We start from the raw sequence: 17,317 nt of genomic DNA, 5'->3' as shown, positions 1-17,317 counted from the left end.
TGTCCACCAGGACACGGCAGATCCGGCAGGATTCCGCCGATTTCACCCCGCCCGCGGCCGGGCGACCGACATCGACGAGAGGCCTCGATGCCCCACCCGACGAGCGGCACGGCACCGCGCGTGTCCGTCGTCGTCGCGACGAACCGCGGCGGTCCCTTCCTCGCCGAGGCACTCGCGTCCGTGGCCGCGCAGACGCTCCCCGCGGACGAGCTCGTCGTCGTGGACGACGGCTCGCCCGAGCCCGAGGCCCTGCGCGAGATCGTCGCCGAGGTCCCCGCGGCGCGCCTCGTCCGCCGGGACGCCGCGGGCGTCTCGGCCGCACGCAACGCCGGTGTCCTCGAGACCACCGGGGACCTCGTCGCGTTCCTCGACGACGACGACCGCTGGCACCCCGAGCGCCTGCGCCGGCACGTGGACGCGATGACGGCGCGCCCGGACGCGGTCGTGAGCTACTGCGCGATGCGGACGATCGACGAGGCCGGTACCGAGCTGGTCCCGGCCGACCAGCGTCCGGCGCACGACCAGGCCGACGTCGTGCGAGGCCCGGGCGTCATGCTGCCCAACCTCGTCGTGCGGCGCGAGGCCTTCGACGCCGTCGGGGGGTTCGACCCGGCCTACCGCCAGGGCGAGGACCTCGACCTCGTCCTCAAGGCCGCGGCGCTCGGCCCGTTCGCGTTCGTCGACGACGTCCTCGTCGACTACCGGCACCACCCGACGAACACCACGCGGTCCCACCGCGACCTCGCCGCGAGCCTCCGGACGATCCTGCGCCACCACCGCGCCGTGGCGCTCGCGGCGGGGAAGCGGGACCTCGTCGACGCCTACGACGAGCGCCTGGGCGCGAACGACCGGTTCGCGTGGTGGAGCGCTGCCCGCGCCGCGCGGAGCGCCCTCGCCGCGCGTCGCGTCGGCGCGGCACTGGCCGAGGTGACCTGGGTGGCGCGGTTCGCGCCCGGGGCGCCGTTGCGGGTCGTCCTGCGCCGCGTGCGCCGGGTCACGCGCTGAGCGGTCGGGGCCGACGTCGGCCCCGCTCGTGGGACGCGGGGCACCCGGCCCCCTCACCGCGCCGCGTCGGCCCGCAGCGTCTCGGGCACGTCGCGCCGTACCTGGGGCAGGTCCGGGTCCGGTCGCGTGAGGCGCCAGCCGAGCGACCACGACACGCGCCACGCCACGTCGGTGAGGTCTCCCGGGCGTCGCACGCGGACCGCCTTGGAGACCGCACGTCCCGCGACGCGGCCCACGCGGACCGCGAGGCGGCCCCCGCGTGCGGCGACGCGCCCCACGGCGCCCTGCCGTTCCGTGCCCTGCCGGACCAGGTCCCCGACGTCGCCCGCGTCGCCGCCGCCGTCCGGCCCGGTCGTCCCGCCGGGCGCGGCCTGGACGAACTCCGCGTACCGGTGCATGAGCCGCTTCTCGCCGGCGCCGTAGGCGTACGCCTGCCGGCACACCTGCCACAGGCCGTCGCGGCGGCGCACGTGCAGCACGACGTCCGGCACGAACACGAGCTCGTGCCCCGCGAGCTGCACGCGCAGGCAGAAGTCGTCGTCCTCGGCGGTGCGCGCGCCCTCGTAGAAGCCGCCCACCTCGTCGAACACGGCACGCAGCACGCCCATGTTGCCCGAGCCGGCGGTGACGAACTGGGGGAGGAACGGCTTGACCGTCAACCCGTGCGCCTGCGCCGTCCAGGTCACGGCCGACTCGGCGTCCGAGTTGAGCAGCGAGCCCTCGAACGGCCCCGCGACGAACTCGTGCTCGTCGAGCGCGCGGCGCACCGCCGCGACCCAGCCGTCGGCGACGCGGTCGTCGGCGTCGCAGAACGCGATGCGGGGACCCCGGGCCTGCGCGACGCCGATGTTGCGCGCCGCGCTCGGGCCGCGCCGCGCGGAGGCGTCGACGAGCCGCAGCTCGGGCATGCGCTGCGCCCAGGCGCGGACGAGGTCGGCCGTGCCGTCGGTCGAGCCGTTGTCGCACACGAGCACCTCCCACGGCCAGGACGGGCGCTGGGCGAGCAGCGCCTCGAGCTGGGTGGGCAACGTCTCCTCGGCGTCGTAGGCGGGGATGACGACCGACAGCTCGGGCGTCCCGCCCTCGTCCGGCGCCGACGGGTCGTGCGCGGGCGCCGTCATGCGCGGGCCATCCGCTCGCGGGCCATGCTCTTCACGCGGCGGTAGCGGCCGAGGAGCTCGCCGACCGTGCGCTCGCCGTACCCGTCCGCGCGCGTCGCCTCGAGGATCCGGCGCAGCACGTCGGCGCGGTCGAACGCCGGCAGGCGCTCGCCCGGCCCGAGGGTCTCCGGGTCGGCACGTGTGTCGTGCAGCAGGACGATCGCCCCGGGGAAGACCGACGCGACGGCCCGCTGCGCGATCGCCGCCTCCTCGTCGTGCACCCAGTCGAACGCGTCCCCGGACCAGATCACCGTCTCGAGACCGAGGCGGCGGATCCCGAGCGCCTGCTGGATGGTGTGCGCGCCGTACGGCGGCCGGAACAGGCGCACCCGGCGGCCCGCGACGTCCTCCACGGCCGCGCGCGCGTCGCGCACCGACTCGACCGCCACCCGGTCGGGCAGCGTGAGCAGCGACCGGTGGTCGCGACCGTGGAGCGCGAGCTCGTGCCCCTCCTCGAGGATCCGGCGCACGATGCCCGGGTGCCGCCGGGCCGGCTCGGACAGCACGAAGAACGTCGCGTGCGCGCCGTGCTCGGCGAGCGTGTCGAGCACCGCCGGCGTCGAGTCCGGGTCCGGCCCGTCGTCGTAGGTGAGCGAGAACACGCGGTCGGCGGTGTCCACGCAGAACGTGCCGAGCGGCGTGGTCAGGGGCGAGGGGAGCAGCCCTCGGGCGTAGGCGACCCCGCGGAACGCGCCGGCGGGCGGCGCGTCGCCCTCGATGTCGCGCCGCCGCACGACGAGCGGGCGCAGCCGCCGTCCGCGCGGGACGGCCACGGGCGTCGTGCTCGTCACGTGCGCTCCCCGTCGAACGTCGCGAGCCGGCGGGCGGCCGCGGGGGACGTCGCGGCCTCGTCCACGAGCCGCGCGCGCAGCGCGGCCGCGGCGTCCTCGAGGCTCACGCCGAGGACGTGGTGGAACGACCAGTCGTCGTCGGGGTCGAACGCCGGGTCCAGCGGGCGCGGCCGCGGCGCGGGGTCGTTGCCCGTGACGTCGCCCGAGTCGAGGAACGGGATGCCGGGCGTGCGCGGGGCGAGGGTCTCGAAGTCGGTCGCGACGAGGCGGCCGTCGAGGATCCAGACGTTGTGCGGCTGGAGGTCGCCGTGGAGGTAGCCGGCGGTGTAGACGTCCAGCAGCACGTCGAGGGCCCACACCCCGGCGTCGAGCCGCTCGGCGCGCGTCATCGTCCGGCACGCGAGGTCGAGGCGGTCCTCGTCGCGGAGCCGGGGCACGGTGAAGCCGCGCCGGTGCCAGCGGGCCACGGGCATGCGCCACGGCCGGTCCCCGAAGAGGTCGTCGCTCAGCCGCTCGGCGGCGAGGCCGAGCCGGCCGAGCTCGGAGCGCGCGAAGTACTTGCCGACCGTCGGTGCGCCGTCCGTCGTCGTGTACACCGTGACCGCGTAGTCGGTGCTCTTGACGAACGTCGACCGGACGGGGCACCCGAAGATGCGGACCAGCTTGGCGCGGCCGAGCACGCGGCTCGTCAGTGTGCGGCGCACGCCCGGCTCGGGGTGCACGTCACGGCCGACGGGAGCGCCGACGTGGGCCGGCGGGGTGTCCTCCTCGGGAGCGAGGGTCTCCGGCTCGGGGGCGGTCATCGGCCCACCCGGCGGCGCACGGCCCGCACGCCTGCCCGGGCGCCGCGGTACGTGCGGCGCAGCAGCTCCGAGCGCGCGGCGAGCTCCCCGGCGCGCGAGCCGCGCGCCGCCGCGAGGAGCTCCGTCCGCGCCCGGTCCACCGGCGTCGGCTCGACCGTCGTCAGGTGCAGCGACGCCACGAACGCGTCGTTGCGGTGCACGCCCCGGTCCGTCGTACGGGGCACGGTGTAGCCGTGGCCGGACAGGAAGCCGTCGAGGACGCGCGCCGCGACGGCGTCGCTCGTGATGTCCTCGGCGAGCGCCGCCGGCAGGTCGAGGTCGCGCGCCAGCGCCGCGAGCCGCGGGACGTACGCGGGCTTGACCGACGGCTTCTGCACCTTCGCGTGGTACAGCAGCGAGAACAGGTGGTCGTCGGCGCGGGGGACCGCGAGGCCGCCGGGCGTCCACGTGCGCTGCCGCAGCAGGTCGTCCTGCCACCGCACGTCGAGGTACCCGTCGCCCACCCACCGCACGTCGAACGCCACCGCGACGCCGCCGACGGTCGTGCCGAAGCGCGCGCCCGTGCCGTCGTGGTCCAGGGGGCGTGCGCCCAGCAGGGCCGCGAAGTCGGTCTGGTCGCGCGCGAGGACGTCGATCTCCGGGTCGTCCGCGAGCACCTCGGGCAGTCCCTCGAAGTTGCGCAGCACGACGTACTCGCCCGCGCGCCGCAGCAGCGCGGCGAGCTCGTCGAGGTCCGTCCACCCGGCGTCGCCGACGAGGTCGGCCTCGAGCGTCTCGCGCGGGTGCGCGGCGTGCGGGTCGCGCGCGAGGACCTCGTCGAGGCGCTCGGGCCCGAGCAGCAGCGTGGCGTCGCGGAAGAACTCGCGCAGGTTGTTGCTCGAGTGGACGGTGTACCCGCCCGCGAGGCGCCGCGCGGACGCCTTCGCCTGCGCGACGTGCACGTTCGTCGGCTCGACGTACCCGGAGACGTTCTGCCGGTACGCGTAGCGCGGCTCGGGGTCCTCCACGACGAGCAGGAGGAACGGGTCGGCCCCGACCTCGAGGTGCTTCGGGGACGTGCCCCACAGCCCCTGGCCGTAGAGCCGCTCGAAGTTCCGGACCACGCGGTCCGGGGACCAGCGGACCTCGATCTCCGCGAGGACGAGGAAGCGTTCGCGCAGGATGTCGAGGATCTCGGGCTCGCGGTGCCGCGCCCCGGACCACAGCGCGACCATCTGCAGGTCGCGGTCGTACCGGTGGCGGAACCCGTCGAGACGGGGGTCCCAGGTCAGCTCGTAGTCGCTCGGGGTGAACGTCGTCACGTCCACGCCGGCCGTCGCGTCGGCGAGGGGCGGGTCGAGGGAGGGCCTGGCGGCCGTAGCGGTCCGTTCGCGCGCCATGCGTCCTCCTGGCTCGAGCGGTGGGGGTCCCGGCGGACCGGCAGAGATCAAGGTACGGCGGCCGCGCGGGCGGGATGAACCTCTCGAGCGGGTGAACTTGGCCTGAACGGCTCCCCTCCCGGCGTGTCGGGGTGATTCCATTCTGGGTAGACGGAGCACCGCAGGGGGACTCGCGCCGTCGTCCCCCGAGCACCGTCGAGCGAAACCGGACCGCCCCGCATGGCACGCACCTCTCCAGCCCACCGGCGCAGCGGTCTCCAGCGCATCACCGCGGCCGCGGCGTCCGTCGCCCTGGTGGCCGCCGTCCTCGCGGCCTCCGCGGCCCCCGCCCCGTGGTCGGTCCCTGGCGCCGTCGCCGCGCAGCCCGAGGTCGAGGGGGACGTCGCGCGCGAGGCGCGGGTCATCGGCGGTGCGACCGGGCAGGACGTCGCCGCCACGTTCCCGGCCGAGCACCGTGGTCCCGGTCCGGCGGCGCTCGTCGCGGGCTCCCTGTGGTGGCGCTGGACCGCTCCGGCGACGGGCCCCGTGACCTTCTCCACGGCCGGCAGCGAGCTGCCGACGACGATCGAGGTGCGCGAGGGTTCCGCCGACGGCCCGGTCGTCGCAGCCGGCGACGACGACGGCGACCTCTCCACGTCGCGCGTCACCGTCGACGCGCAGGAGGGCGAGGAGTACCTCGTCGAGGTCGGCGCGCAGGACCCGGACGGCGGGCTGCTCACGCTGTCCTGGCAGCCGGAGCAGCCCGCGGCGGACGCCGCTCCCGCGCCGGACGCCGCTCCCGACGCCGATGCGCAGGCGCTCACGCTCGCGGCGGCGCAGATCCCGATCGCGGGCAACACCGGCGAGAAGCCCCAGTCGAAGGTGTGGCGCGCGCACGGCACCTGGTGGGCCGTGCTCGCCTCCACCGCCACGACGCCGGTCGGCACCTGGGTGTGGCGCCACGACGCGGCGGCGGCCACCTGGACCGCGGTCACCCGCATCTCGAGCCGCACGGACGTGCGCGCCGACGTCAAGCCCCTGGCGGGCGTGGTGCACGTCCTCCTGCACGGCCCGTCGACGTCGCTCGTCTCCCTCCAGCACGTCGCGGCGTCGAACACGTACGCCCCGTGGTCCGCGCGGACCACCGAGACACCCGTGTCCCTGCCCGGCAGCGAGACCGCGACGATCGACGTCGACTCGACGGGCCGGATGTGGCTCGTCGCCGACACGTCGTCCTCGGTGGTGGCGCGCTGGAGCGACGCCCCGTACACGACGTTCTCGTCCCCGGTCACGGTCGCGAGCGGCATCGCCGAGGACGACATCGCGCTCGTCACGCGGCTCGGCGGCAACCGGGTCGGCGTGCTGTGGTCGAACCAGAACACCGAGCGCTTCGGGTTCCGCACCCACCTGGACGGCGCGAGCCCCCAGACCTGGACGGCGGACGAGGTGCCGGCCGGGTCCTCGGCGCTGAACGTCGGCGACGGCATGGCGGACGACCACCTCAACGTGGCCCTGGCGTCCGACGGCACGCTGTACGCCGCGGTCAAGACCTCGTACGACACGTCGTCCGCGACGACGATCGGCCTCCTCGTCCGCCGACCGTCGGGCGCGTGGGACCGGATCCACGAGGTCGACCGGCGCGGCACGCGCCCCACCGTGCAGATCGACGAGCAGACACGCACGCTGCGCGTCGTCTACACCGCGAGCGAGCAGCTCGACGACATCCTCGAGAAGGTCGTCCCGCTCGACGACCTCGACTTCTCCGACGCCGCCGAGGTCGTGCTCGACGGCGCCTACAACAACGTCACCGGGCCGAAGGACCAGGTGCCGGGCGAGACGCTCGTGCTCGCCGCCTCGACGAGCACCGCCGGGACGGCACGGCTGGGGTGGACGCACCCGGACGCGCCCGTGGCGTCGGACGGCAGCGTCGCGACGACCCGTGGCACGCCCGTGGCCGGCACGCTCGAGGCCTCGGGAACGCGTCCCGGCGACCGCTTCGAGGTCGTGACCGCACCGGCGTCCGGCACGGTGCAGGTCACGGACCCCGCGACCGGTGCGTTCGTCTACACGCCCGCCGCCGGTTTCGTCGGCGCCGCGTCCTTCACCTTCCGCGTCGGCAACGGCGCGGTGTGGTCGAACACCGCGCGCGTGAGCGTCGCCGTGTCCGACGAGTCCGGCCTGCGCGGGCGCTGGGAGCTCGACGAGGGCTCCGGCACGCTGACCGCCGACGCGTCGGGGTGGGGCGGGCAGGGCCGGCTCTCCGGCGGGGCGTCGTGGGTCCCCGGCGTCGCGGGCTCCGCGGTGCGCCTGGACGGGTCCTCCGGGCGGGTCACGGTCCCGGACGGCCCGGCGCTCGACGTCGCCGGCGCGCTGACGGTCTCGGCGTGGGTGCGGCCGGAGCGCGTCGCGACCCAGTACGTGGTCAAGAAGGCCACCGGGTACGAGACCGACGGGTACGAGATCGGTCTGTCCAGCGGCGGGAGCGCGTTCTTCCGCGTGAACCAGGCGTCGAGCGGCAACGCGCACCGCGCGGAGTCCACGTCCGACTACCCGAGCGACGGCCGCACGTGGGTGCACCTGGTCGGCGTGTTCGACGGCGACCGCGTGCGGCTGTACGTGAACGGCGTCCAGCAGGCGTCCGTCGCCGGACCGGACGAGATCGAGGTCAACGACCTGCCTCTCGTCCTCGGCGGCCAGGCGGACGGCGCCTACCCGCTGCGCGGCGCCGTGGACGGGGTCCGGGTCTACGGCCGGGGGCTGTCCGCCGCCGACGTCGCGGCCCTGCACGCCGGCACGACGCCGGCGCCGGCCGCGCCCGTCGCGCTGCCGGGCTCGGCGAGCACGGTGGCCGGGACGCCCGTCAGCGGCGTCCTCGGCGCGCAGGTCGCGTCGGGCACGCCGGAGTTCCAGGTCGTGACGGGCCCCTCCTCGGGCACGCTCACGCTCACCGGGGCGACGACCGGCACCTGGACGTACACCCCGCGTGCCGGGTTCGTCGGGACCGACGCGTTCACGTTCCGTGTCCGGTCGGGCGGCGTGTGGTCGCAGCCCGCGACGGTGTCGCTCGCCGTCCTCGCCGAGGCCGGGCTGCGCGGGTCGTGGAGCCTCGACGAGGGCGCGGGCACGGTCGCCGCCGACGCGTCCGGGCAGGACCTCGACGGCAGGCTGTCGGGCGGGTCCTCCTGGGTCGACGGCGTCTCCGGCTCCGCGGTCCGGTTCGACGGGTCCATGGGACGCGTCACGGTGCCGGACGCCCCGGCGCTCGACGTGTCCGCGGCGCTGACCGTGTCCGCGTGGGTACGGCTGGAGCGCACGGCCACCCAGTACGTCGTCAAGAAGGCCGACGGGTACGGGGTGGACGGCTACGAGCTGGCGATCGCCAGCACCGGCAAGCCCTTCTTCCGCGTCAACCAGGCCGAGGCGGGCAACGCCTACCGCGCGGACGCGCCGACCGCGCTCCCCGCGGACGGGAGCACGTGGGTGCACCTCACGGGCACGTTCGACGGGGACCGGGTGCGTCTGTACGTCGACGGCGTCGAGGCGGCGTCCGTCGCCGGGCCGTCCAGCGTCGCGACGAACGCGCTCCCGCTCGTGCTCGGTGACCAGCCCGCGGGCGGCTACCCGCTGCGCGGCGCGGTCGACGACGTGCGCCTCTACGACCGTGCCCTCACGGCAGCGCAGGTGGCGGGACTGTCCGACGCCGACGCCGGCGCCGGCGCGCCGGGCGGCACCGTGCCGGACGACGAGCCCGCCGCGCCGGCGGACCCGACGGACCCCGTTGACCCGACGGAGCCGACGGACCCTGTCGACCCGGCGGACCCGGCGGACCCGGCGGACCCGGCCGACCCCACGGACCCGTCCGACCCGACGGACCCGACCGATCCGACGGAGCCGTCCGGGCCGACGGACCCGACCGAGCCGCCCGCCGACCCGGTCGAGCCCCCGGTCGTCGACGACGCCGCGCTCACGACGGTCGGGGGAACCGCGGTGGAGTCGGGCCTGCGGATCACCGCACCGGACGGCGCGGACGTCGTGCTCGAGGTCGTCGACGCGCCGTCCGCCGGGACGGCTGAGGTCCTCGACCCGGCGACGGGCATCGTCCGGTACACGCCCGCCCCGGGCACGGTCGGCACCGACACGTTCACGGTGCGCGCCGGCGCCGACGGCACCTGGTCCGAGCCCGCGACCGTGACGGTGCAGGTGCTCCTCGCCCCCGGCGTGCAGGGCAGCTGGGCTCTCGACGAGCCGTCGGGCACGGCCGTGCTCGACGGCTCCGGCTGGGCACGCGGCGGCACGACGTCCGGCGGCGCGACGCGCGTGCCGGGCGTCGTCGGCGGCGCGGTGCGTCTCGACGGCGGGTCGGGTCTCGTGACCGTCCCCGACGCCGACGGGCTCGACCCGCGCGAGGGGCTCACGGTCTCCGCCTGGGTGCGGCCGGAGCGGGTCGCGACGCAGTACGTGGTGAAGAAGGCGCAGGGGTACGAGGTCGACGGCTACGAGCTCGGGCTCGCCAGCAACGGCCGCGCGTTCTTCCGCCTCAACCAGGCGACGGCGGGCAACGCGCACCGCGCGGACGCCACGACCGCCTACCCCGCCGACGGCCAGCGGTGGGTGCACCTCGTCGGCACCTTCGACGGCTCACGCGTGCGCCTCTTCGTCGACGGGGTCGAGCAGGGCTCCGTGCCGGGGCCGGCGGCGGTCGCGGCGAACGACCTGCCGCTGCTCGTCGGCAACGAGCCGGGCGGCGGCTACCCGCTGCGCGGCGCGGTCGACGAGGTCGCGGTCTACGACCGGGCGCTGCCGGCGGGGGAGGTCACGGCGCTCGCGGCTCCCTGAGGATCCGGGGCCGCCCCGCCCCCTCGCGCCCGCCGACCGGCTCACCCCGCCGCGACGAGCCGGCGCCGCACGCGGCCGGCGAGCGGGATCGCGCGCAGGAGCCACGAGGCCGGCCCGCGGTGCAGGGCGACCGTGTACGACACGATCGTCCGGCGGTGGGGGAACAGCTCGTTCTGCTCCGGGTAGAGCGACGGGTGCATGCACGTGTCGAAGCCTGACGCGGTCGTCGTCGCCGCGACGTGCCGGACGCCGAGGAGGCGGCCCAGCACGCCCGGCGCGTAGCGCGCCCACCGGTCGGCGTACTCGTCGTACCAGCCGAAGACCACGTCCCCGTGCCGGAGGAACGAGGACATGTAGAGCGTCTCCCCGCCGACCCGCAGCGCGGCGACGGACGCGTCGCCGTGGGCGGCAAACCGGGAGTAGACGTCACGGAACCAGCCGGTCCCGCCGTGGAGCCTCGACAGCCCGACGCCGTCGCGCGCCGCGTCGGACTTCCACGAGTGCTGCTCGAAGTCGAGGAAGGCCTTCGCGTCGTCGACCTGCTCCAGCGCCAGCGCCGCCAGCTCGACCGGGGTCCCCAGCTCCTCGCCGAGCCGGCGCGCGCGTCGCCGCACGTCCCGGTTCCGCGACGTCGTGAGGTGCGGGAAGGTGCCCGGGGCCGCGGACCGGACCACGTCGAGGTCCGCCGCCGCCCGTTCGTCCCGGCCCCACTCGTGCACCGCGAGCCGGTCCGCCTCGAGCGCGCGGCGCAGCCCGCCGCCCACCGGCCCGTCGGCGACGGCGTACACCATGTCGAGGGCACCGCCCAGCTCGCGTGCGTGCCGGCGCAGCGCCCCGGCGAGCAGGCGCAGGTTGGCGGCCCCGCCGTCGGCGCGCACGAGCGGCGACCCGAGCGAGGTGACGAGGTTGAGCACCGGTCCGTCGGTGGAGGCGTGGGGCAGCGGCCAGCGGCTGCTCGGCGGCACCTTCTCGAACGGCAGCACCGCGAGCCAGCGGTCGCCGTCCTCGACGACGACGAGTCGGACGCCGCCGCGGTGGTCGAGGTGCTCGACGGTCGGCACCAGGAAGTCGGGCGTGGCGAAGACGCTCGCCTCGAGGGGGTGGGCGGCGAGGTCGCGCCACCGCGCGAGGTCCGCCGCGCCGACGTCCCGCACCGGGAGCGTCCGCGAGCGGACGGCGCTCACACCAGCACGACGACGCACGGCGCCTCGCTCAGGACGGGCAGCACGACGGCGTGCAGCGCCGCGGACACTCGCGACCCCAGACGGCGGGAGCGGTCGACCACCGCCCGCCGGGCGACGAGCGCGCGTCCCGCGACGGCGAAGAGCATCCGCTCGGCTCGCGTCCCCACCGCGCAGGTCACCGACCGCAGGGCGCGTCGGTGCGGGTAGAGACCGGTGGTGACGGGATGCTCGTGCGGGTCGGTGCAGCTGTCGAGGGAGTACCCCTCCCGGGTGAGCTCGGACATCATGAGCACCTGTCCCCACGAGCCGGGGCTCCAGCGTGCCGAGCGCTCGTCGAACGCGTCGAGCACGAAGAAGGCGCGGTCCCCGCGGACGATCGCCACGCCGGAGTAGACCAGGGTCGCGCCGCTGCGGACCTCGAGCACCCGCAGGTCCGGCCCCGCGAGCCGCGCGAGGTCGCGGAACCACGACGCGGTCGCGTCGCTCAGCAGGAGCGCCCGGCCTCCCTCCGTCGCGTGGCCCTTCCAGCCCGCGGCCTGGAGGGCCAGGAACCGCTCGACCGCGCCGGCGTCCGTCGCCCAGGTCGGCTCGAGCGCGGCGCCGAGCTCGCGCTCGAGCGACCTCCTCCCGCGCAGCAGCCCGCGCCGGCGGGACCGCGACAGCTCGGCCAGCACGTCGACGGGCTCGCCCGTGGTGGCGAGCGCTCCGCGGGACATCTCGTCCCAGGTCCGGCGGGGCACGCCGCGGCGGTCGAGAGCCGCGAGCAGGGCGCGTCCCGTCCACGCGTCGACGTCCAGGCGCGCCAGGTCGACGAGGTGACCGAGCTCGCGGCCGCGCCGGAGCAGCGCGTCGACGAGCCGGTCGACGGAGGCGGCGGCGTCGTCCTCGTGCACGAGCGGGTTCCCGCACGGCGAGACGAACCCGAGCAGCGGCCCCGCGGTGCTCGTCCGCCCGCGCAGCGGCCGGCGCTCGTCCGTCGGCTCGAACGGCAGGACGGTCCGCCAGTCACCGTCCTCCTCGACGACGAGGAGGCGCAGGCCGCCGCGTCGGTCCAGGTGTCGGCTGGCCGGGACCAGCACCGCGGGCTCGAAGTACGGGTTGGGGTCGGCGGCCCGGGAGCCGAGCCGAGCCCACGCCTCGAGCTCCGCCGGGCGCGCCGTCCCGACGGTCACGATCCTCGTGGACCACGCCATCGTGCACCTCCGCTCCTCATGGTTCCACCGTCTCGTCGGCTCGTCCCGGCCGCCGGAGGCGGCGCCGGGCGAGGCGGTCGCGAAGACGCCTCCGGACGCGCGCGAGCGCGAGCAGGCCGCGCGCACCGACGCGCGTCCCGAGCACCACGCCGACGACGGGCCGCCGCTCGCGGTACAACCCGCTGACGAGCGCCATGCTGGGGTGCACGCACGGGTCGACGAGCGTGGCGTCGGTCCTGTCGAGCAGGTACTCCTGCTCGAGCACGCGCCCCAGCGTCCCCGGGCTGCAGCGCGCGAACTCCTCGGCGTAGGTGTCCATGAGGCCGTACCAGGCCGTACCCGCGCCGAGCAGCACGGACAGGTACACCGTCTTCCCCCCGGCGGTGACCCGGATCACGCGGAGCCTGCCGCGATCCCGCAGCCTGCGGGCGACGTCCCGGAACCAGTCCTCGCGCCCGGGGGAGACGGCAAGGGCACCGCCGTCGTCGGTGGTGCCCTTCCAGCCCGCCGCCTCGAGCCGGACGAAGTCCTCGAACGCCTCGGGGTCGGCCCCGTCGTCCGAGACGTCGACCGGGCCGACCTCCCGCTCGAGACGCCGTTGCATCCGGTCGAGCTGCTTGCGCCGCGCGGTGCTCATCGCCTCGCGCGGCCGTGGCGCCCCGTCCGCTCGCCGCACCACCGCGCGCTGCATCCGGTAGCGCTCCAGGAGGGTGACGTGGTTGCGGGCGCAGGCCCGGGCGAGCGCGTCCCACAGGGGACCGTCGCCCGGCAGGAGCGTCAGCTCGACGAGCCCCGGGAAGCCGTTCGCCCGGGACCGCAGGTGCCCCAGCAGCGCGTCGAGCGTCGCGTCCGCGCCCTCGCCGTCCACCAGGGGGACGCAGAGGGGCGAGTCACCGGCCAGGAACGGCCCCGCAGTGGTCGCGTAGGCGGTGCCCGACGCCGGCGACCGGTCACGGCTCAGGGGCAGCAGGGCGCGCATCCGCTCGTCGTCCTCGACGACCACGAGACGGACGTCGCCCGCCTCGGGCAGGTGCCGTGCGGCCGTCGCGAGGTACGCGGGGGAGAGGAACGGGTTGGGCTCGAGGGCGCGGTCGACGAGCTCGGCCCACCGGGCCTCGTCCGCCGGGGTGAGGGCACGGGGCGCCACGGTGCGCGTGCGCAGGCTCACGACGTCGAACCCGTCGTGGCGGCGAGCACGGCGTCGAGCCGCGCGCGTGCGGCGTGCCAGTCGTGGCGCCGTGCGTGCCGGGCGGCCGCCTCCTGCGCGGCGGCGAGCGAGGCCTCGTCGTCCGCGAGGGCCTCGATCGCGCCGGCGAGGGCGTCGGCGTCGCCCGGCGGGAGGAGCGCCGCGGCGTCCCCGACCGCCTCGGGCAGGCCCCCGACCGCGGTCGCGACGACCGCGGCGCCGGCCGCCATGCCTTCGAGCGCGGTCAGCCCGAAGGGCTCGGGCCAGACGGACGGGACGACGAGCACGTCGGCGGCCGCGAGCACGCCCGGGAGCGCGTCGCGGTCGACGAACGAGGCGAACCGGACGGGTGCGGCGGACGCCGCGGCGCGGGCGCGCAGCTCCGTCTCGTACGTCGTCAGGGGCGCGTCGGGGGCGAAGCCCGGGCGACCGACGACGGTGACCTCGACGTCGTCGCGCGCGAGGCGTGCGACGGCGTCGAGCAGCACGTGCACGCCCTTGTCGGCGATGACGCGGCCGACGTAGACGACGCGCAGCCGGTCGGTGCGCGGGACGCGGGGGGCCGCGAACGCGTCCACGTCCACCCCGTTGCGGACCGTCGTGACGCGCGCGCGCAGCGACCGCGGCAGGCGGTCGGCCACCTGCGCGGCGAGGTGGTCGCTCACGCACACGACCGCCGCGGCGGGGCCGAGAGTGCGGGCGGCCTCGCGCGCGGAGTACGTGCGCAGCACCTGGTTGTGGCAGTAGAGCACCGGGGCGTGCCGACGCGTGTCGACGAGCGGGACGAGCGCGGGCGCGTTGTGCGCGAGGACCCACGACGGGTCCCAGGCGTCCTGGGTGCGCGTCGCCGCGCCGAGGACGCGTCGGGAGGCGAGCCGCGGCAGGCCCAGCCGGGGGAGCGCGGCGTCGACGTACCGGTCGACGCGGCGGGCGGTGACCTCGGGGTACTCGAGCGCCGTCGCGCTCGCGTACCGGTCGGGGTACGTGCCGTGCGCGACGAGGACGCGGGCGGCGGGCGTGCCGGGCGCGGCCGCGCGGCTGAGGCCGTCGACGACGGTCGGCACGGCGCTGCCCGTCCGGGGCGAGAAGTGGTCGCCCGGCGTGATCGCGTGCACCAGGCGGCGGGTCACGGTCTCGACACCCCCGCGAGCCGGTCGCGACGCACGGCGGTGAGGGCCGCGGGCACCCCGGCCACGAGGCCGGACAGCTCCGCGACGGCGCGCGACAGGACCACGGGTGCGGTGACCCGGCGCACGAGCGAGCGCGGCGAGCCGTCCGCCATGGTCGGGCCGAGGCGGCTGCGCACCGCCCACAGGTAGTCCGACTGGGCGCGCAGCGTCGAGCGCGCGTAGCGCCGCACCATCGGGTCCCCCCATCCGAAGTTCCGCACGAGCATGACGACGTGGTTGCGCCGCGCGTAGTAGAGGTAGCGGCGGTCGAACCGCTTGCCGCCGATCCCGTACGGCGCGGCCATGTGCCGCACGAGGGCGCGCGGCGTGTAGACGAGCCGGCCGCCGGTCGCGCGCAGCCGCAGCGAGATGTCGGACTCCTCGCACAGGCAGGTGCCCGGGTAGTTGCCGCGGATGCCGCCGATCGCCGCGAGCGCCTCGCGCCGGAACGACATGTTCGCGCCGAGCAGGTGGTCGACCTCGACGGCGCGGCCCGGGTCGGCGGCGAAGTAGCCGGTGAGCCGGCCGTCGGGCAGGAGGCGGCCGATGCGGTCGAGGCCTTCCGCCTCCTCGCCGGGGATGCCGTTGTCGGCGCGCCCGCCGACGGCGACCACGTCGGGGTCGGCGTAGGGCGCGAGCAGCTCGTCGAGCCAGTCGGGCGCGACGTACGCGTCGTCGTCGACGAACGCGACGACGTCGCCGCGCGTGACGGCGAAGCCCATCTGCCGCGACTCCGGGGTCGTGCCGCGTCCGAGCGTGCTGTGCAGCAGGCGCACCTCGGGGAACTCCTCGCGCACGAGGGTGCGCGTGCGCTCGTCGGGCGACGCGTCGACGACGACGACCTCGAGCGCAGGGGTCCGCAGCCGCGCGAGGTGCTCGAGGCACTCGCGGACGCTGTCCGGCCGGCCGTAGGTGACGACGACGACGCTCACGCTGAGATCCGGTGCGCTGCTCACGGCTCACCCCCGGGCGGCTCGGGGACGGTCACGAGGCGGTACCACTCCTGGCGGCGCAGCGGCGAGGTGAGGGCCGCGCGACGGGGGTGCCGCGTCCGGTGCTCCCAGCGCTCGTAGACGCCCGGGCGCGAGTAGTGGGCCGTGTGGCCGGACCACCCGAACTTCTGGCGCATCGCCTCCGGGCGGCGCACCCAGGAGAAGTGCAGGACGGCGTCCTCGGGCCGGACGACCTCGTGCACGATCGCGTCGCGCGGCCGGGCAGGGTCGGTGCTCCACGGGCCGAGGTCGACGCGGTAGAGGGGGCCGTCGACCTGCCGGGCGTGGGTGAGCCGCGTCCCGGCGCGCACGGCGAGCGGACCGGGGTAGGACGCGGCCGGTCGCCCGAACCGCCGGCTCGCCTCGAGGTAGCGGCCGGGGGCGACGCGCGCGTAGAGCCAGCGCGACGGGTAGTCGAGCGCCGCGGCGCCGGCCTTCTCGGCGCGGCCGAGGGACGCGAGGAACGCGGCCGGCCGGAGCATGACCTCGTCGGTGTCGAGCTGGAGCACCCAGTCGGCCTCCTGCGACGCGGCGTCGAGGGCCTCCTGGCGCTGGTGCGTCTCGGCGTCCAGCGGTGCCGTGCCCGGGCTCGCGTAGTCACCGGGGGCGTGCTCGCACTTGCCCGCGGTGTCGAGCTCCTTGATCACGGCCAGGCACTCCTCGACGGGCAGCGGCGTCCCCGTCCACGACGTCGAGGTCGCGTCGTAGGACAGCACGATGCGGTCGACGTGGTCGTAATACGCCCGCAGGCTCGCCGCCAGGAAGCTGGGATCGGCGACGAGGGCGTACGCGGTGAGGCGCATCAGATGAAGTCCGCGAACTCGCGCTCGTTCTTCTGGAACACGAGCGTGCCGCCGAGCATGATGAGCGGGGCCGCGACGACGAGCGCGACGACCTGCCACGTCACGGGCGCCTCCGTCCCGAGGAGCGACCACCGGAAGCCCTCGAGGAACCACGTGACGGGGTTGATGTCGAACAGCCACCGCAGGTCCGCCGGCACCTCCGAGAGCGCGTAGGCGACCGGGCTGGCGTAGAGCAGGACCTGGATGAGCCACGGCAGCACGTACTGCACGTCGCGGTACTTGACCATGTACGCCGCGGCGGCGAGGCCGATGCCGGTACCGATCATGAGGATGAGCAGGATCCACACGGGCAGGAGCAGGACGCCCCACCCGGGGTTCACCCCGTAGACGAAGAGCAGCACGACCGCGAGGACGAGCGCGACGAGGAAGTCGACGACGACGGACGCGAGGCTCGAGACCGGCACGAGCAGGCGGGGGAAGAACACCTTCTGCACGAGCGACTGGTTGCCGACCATCGAACCCGACGCCCGGCCCAGGGAGCCGTTGAACAGGTTCCACGCGAGCATCCCCGCGAGCGTGAAGAGGAAGTACGGGATGGCGGAGTCGCCGGTCGACAGGTCCGCGATCTGGCCGAACACGACGGTGAAGATCCCGGCGCTGACGAGCGGCTGGGCGATCACCCAGAAGATGCCGAAGAACGTCTGGCGGTAGCGCACGATGATGTCGCGCTGCGCGAGCCGCACCGCGACCTCGCGCGCGTTCCACAGCTCGCGCCACGCCGGCAGGTTGAGGCGGCCGGGCGGCGTGATGACGGTGCGCTGCACGGTCTCCTCCACG

13 protein-coding genes are annotated in these 17,317 nt (G+C 76.0%); 2 read left to right on the top strand and 11 right to left on the bottom strand.

The window, feature by feature from the left end; all coding sequences use genetic code 11:
• Positions 1–87 precede the first annotated feature (87 nt).
• Entirely contained in the window at positions 88–1,005 is a 918-nt protein-coding gene (locus ACFTZA_RS11270) for a glycosyltransferase family 2 protein (protein ID WP_378194347.1), read from the top strand.
• A 53-nt stretch (positions 1,006–1,058) separates the two neighbouring features.
• Here ACFTZA_RS11270 and ACFTZA_RS11265 read toward each other — a convergent pair whose 3' ends face one another.
• From ACFTZA_RS11265 to ACFTZA_RS11250, 4 genes are read right to left on the bottom strand one after another with little or no spacing between them, the layout of a single operon-like run.
• Complete coding sequence (locus tag ACFTZA_RS11265) at positions 1,059–2,126, bottom strand: glycosyltransferase (protein ID WP_378194344.1); 1,068 nt, start codon at positions 2,124–2,126, stop codon at positions 1,059–1,061.
• Positions 2,123–2,956 (bottom strand): polysaccharide deacetylase family protein, encoded by an 834-nt coding sequence (locus tag ACFTZA_RS11260; protein ID WP_378194342.1) that lies wholly within the window; start codon positions 2,954–2,956, stop codon positions 2,123–2,125. Before ACFTZA_RS11260 ends, ACFTZA_RS11265 begins: the two co-directional genes overlap by 4 nt.
• Complete coding sequence (locus tag ACFTZA_RS11255) at positions 2,953–3,759, bottom strand: hypothetical protein (protein ID WP_378194339.1); 807 nt, start codon at positions 3,757–3,759, stop codon at positions 2,953–2,955. The genes ACFTZA_RS11260 and ACFTZA_RS11255 overlap by 4 nt, the downstream gene beginning before the upstream one ends.
• A complete protein-coding gene (locus ACFTZA_RS11250) occupies positions 3,756–5,138 on the bottom strand; it encodes a hypothetical protein (protein ID WP_378194336.1) in 1,383 nt (460 codons plus the stop codon). Before ACFTZA_RS11250 ends, ACFTZA_RS11255 begins: the two co-directional genes overlap by 4 nt.
• 219 nt (positions 5,139–5,357) lie before the next feature.
• Between ACFTZA_RS11250 and ACFTZA_RS11245 the strand changes: the two genes are divergently transcribed.
• The gene (locus ACFTZA_RS11245) at positions 5,358–9,953 is read left to right on the top strand and encodes a LamG-like jellyroll fold domain-containing protein (RefSeq protein WP_378194333.1); all 4,596 of its coding nucleotides are present in this window, start codon (positions 5,358–5,360) and stop codon (positions 9,951–9,953) included.
• Positions 9,954–9,994: 41 nt separating this feature from the next.
• Here ACFTZA_RS11245 and ACFTZA_RS11240 read toward each other — a convergent pair whose 3' ends face one another.
• From ACFTZA_RS11240 to ACFTZA_RS11210, 7 genes are read right to left on the bottom strand one after another with little or no spacing between them, the layout of a single operon-like run.
• Positions 9,995–11,137 (bottom strand): GNAT family N-acetyltransferase, encoded by a 1,143-nt coding sequence (locus tag ACFTZA_RS11240; RefSeq protein ID WP_378194330.1) that lies wholly within the window; start codon positions 11,135–11,137, stop codon positions 9,995–9,997.
• Entirely contained in the window at positions 11,134–12,330 is a 1,197-nt protein-coding gene (locus ACFTZA_RS11235) for a GNAT family N-acetyltransferase (RefSeq protein ID WP_378194327.1), read from the bottom strand. Before ACFTZA_RS11235 ends, ACFTZA_RS11240 begins: the two co-directional genes overlap by 4 nt.
• A 16-nt stretch (positions 12,331–12,346) precedes the next feature.
• Positions 12,347–13,498: a GNAT family N-acetyltransferase gene (locus ACFTZA_RS11230; protein WP_378194324.1), complete on the bottom strand. Its 1,152-nt coding sequence runs from the start codon at positions 13,496–13,498 to the stop codon at positions 12,347–12,349.
• Positions 13,495–14,646: a glycosyltransferase family 4 protein gene (locus ACFTZA_RS11225; RefSeq protein ID WP_378194321.1), complete on the bottom strand. Its 1,152-nt coding sequence runs from the start codon at positions 14,644–14,646 to the stop codon at positions 13,495–13,497. Before ACFTZA_RS11225 ends, ACFTZA_RS11230 begins: the two co-directional genes overlap by 4 nt.
• Complete coding sequence (locus ACFTZA_RS11220; protein WP_378194318.1) at positions 14,643–15,641, bottom strand: glycosyltransferase family 2 protein; 999 nt, start codon at positions 15,639–15,641, stop codon at positions 14,643–14,645. The genes ACFTZA_RS11225 and ACFTZA_RS11220 overlap by 4 nt, the downstream gene beginning before the upstream one ends.
• On the bottom strand, positions 15,638–16,480 hold the full coding sequence (locus ACFTZA_RS11215) for a hypothetical protein (protein WP_378194315.1): 843 nt from the start codon (positions 16,478–16,480) through the stop codon (positions 15,638–15,640). The genes ACFTZA_RS11220 and ACFTZA_RS11215 overlap by 4 nt, the downstream gene beginning before the upstream one ends.
• Positions 16,480–17,316, bottom strand: a complete 837-nt coding sequence (locus tag ACFTZA_RS11210) for an ABC transporter permease (RefSeq protein ID WP_378194312.1) — start codon at positions 17,314–17,316, stop codon at positions 16,480–16,482. The genes ACFTZA_RS11215 and ACFTZA_RS11210 overlap by 1 nt, the downstream gene beginning before the upstream one ends.
• Between the last annotated feature and the right edge of the window lies 1 nt (position 17,317).

Source organism: Cellulosimicrobium sp. NPDC057127, from assembly GCF_042670945.1.
Classification (GTDB): Bacteria; Actinomycetota; Actinomycetes; order Actinomycetales; family Cellulomonadaceae; genus Cellulosimicrobium.
Note: the sequence above shows the minus strand (reverse complement) of the source record. Positions and strands in the feature narration are given on the sequence as shown.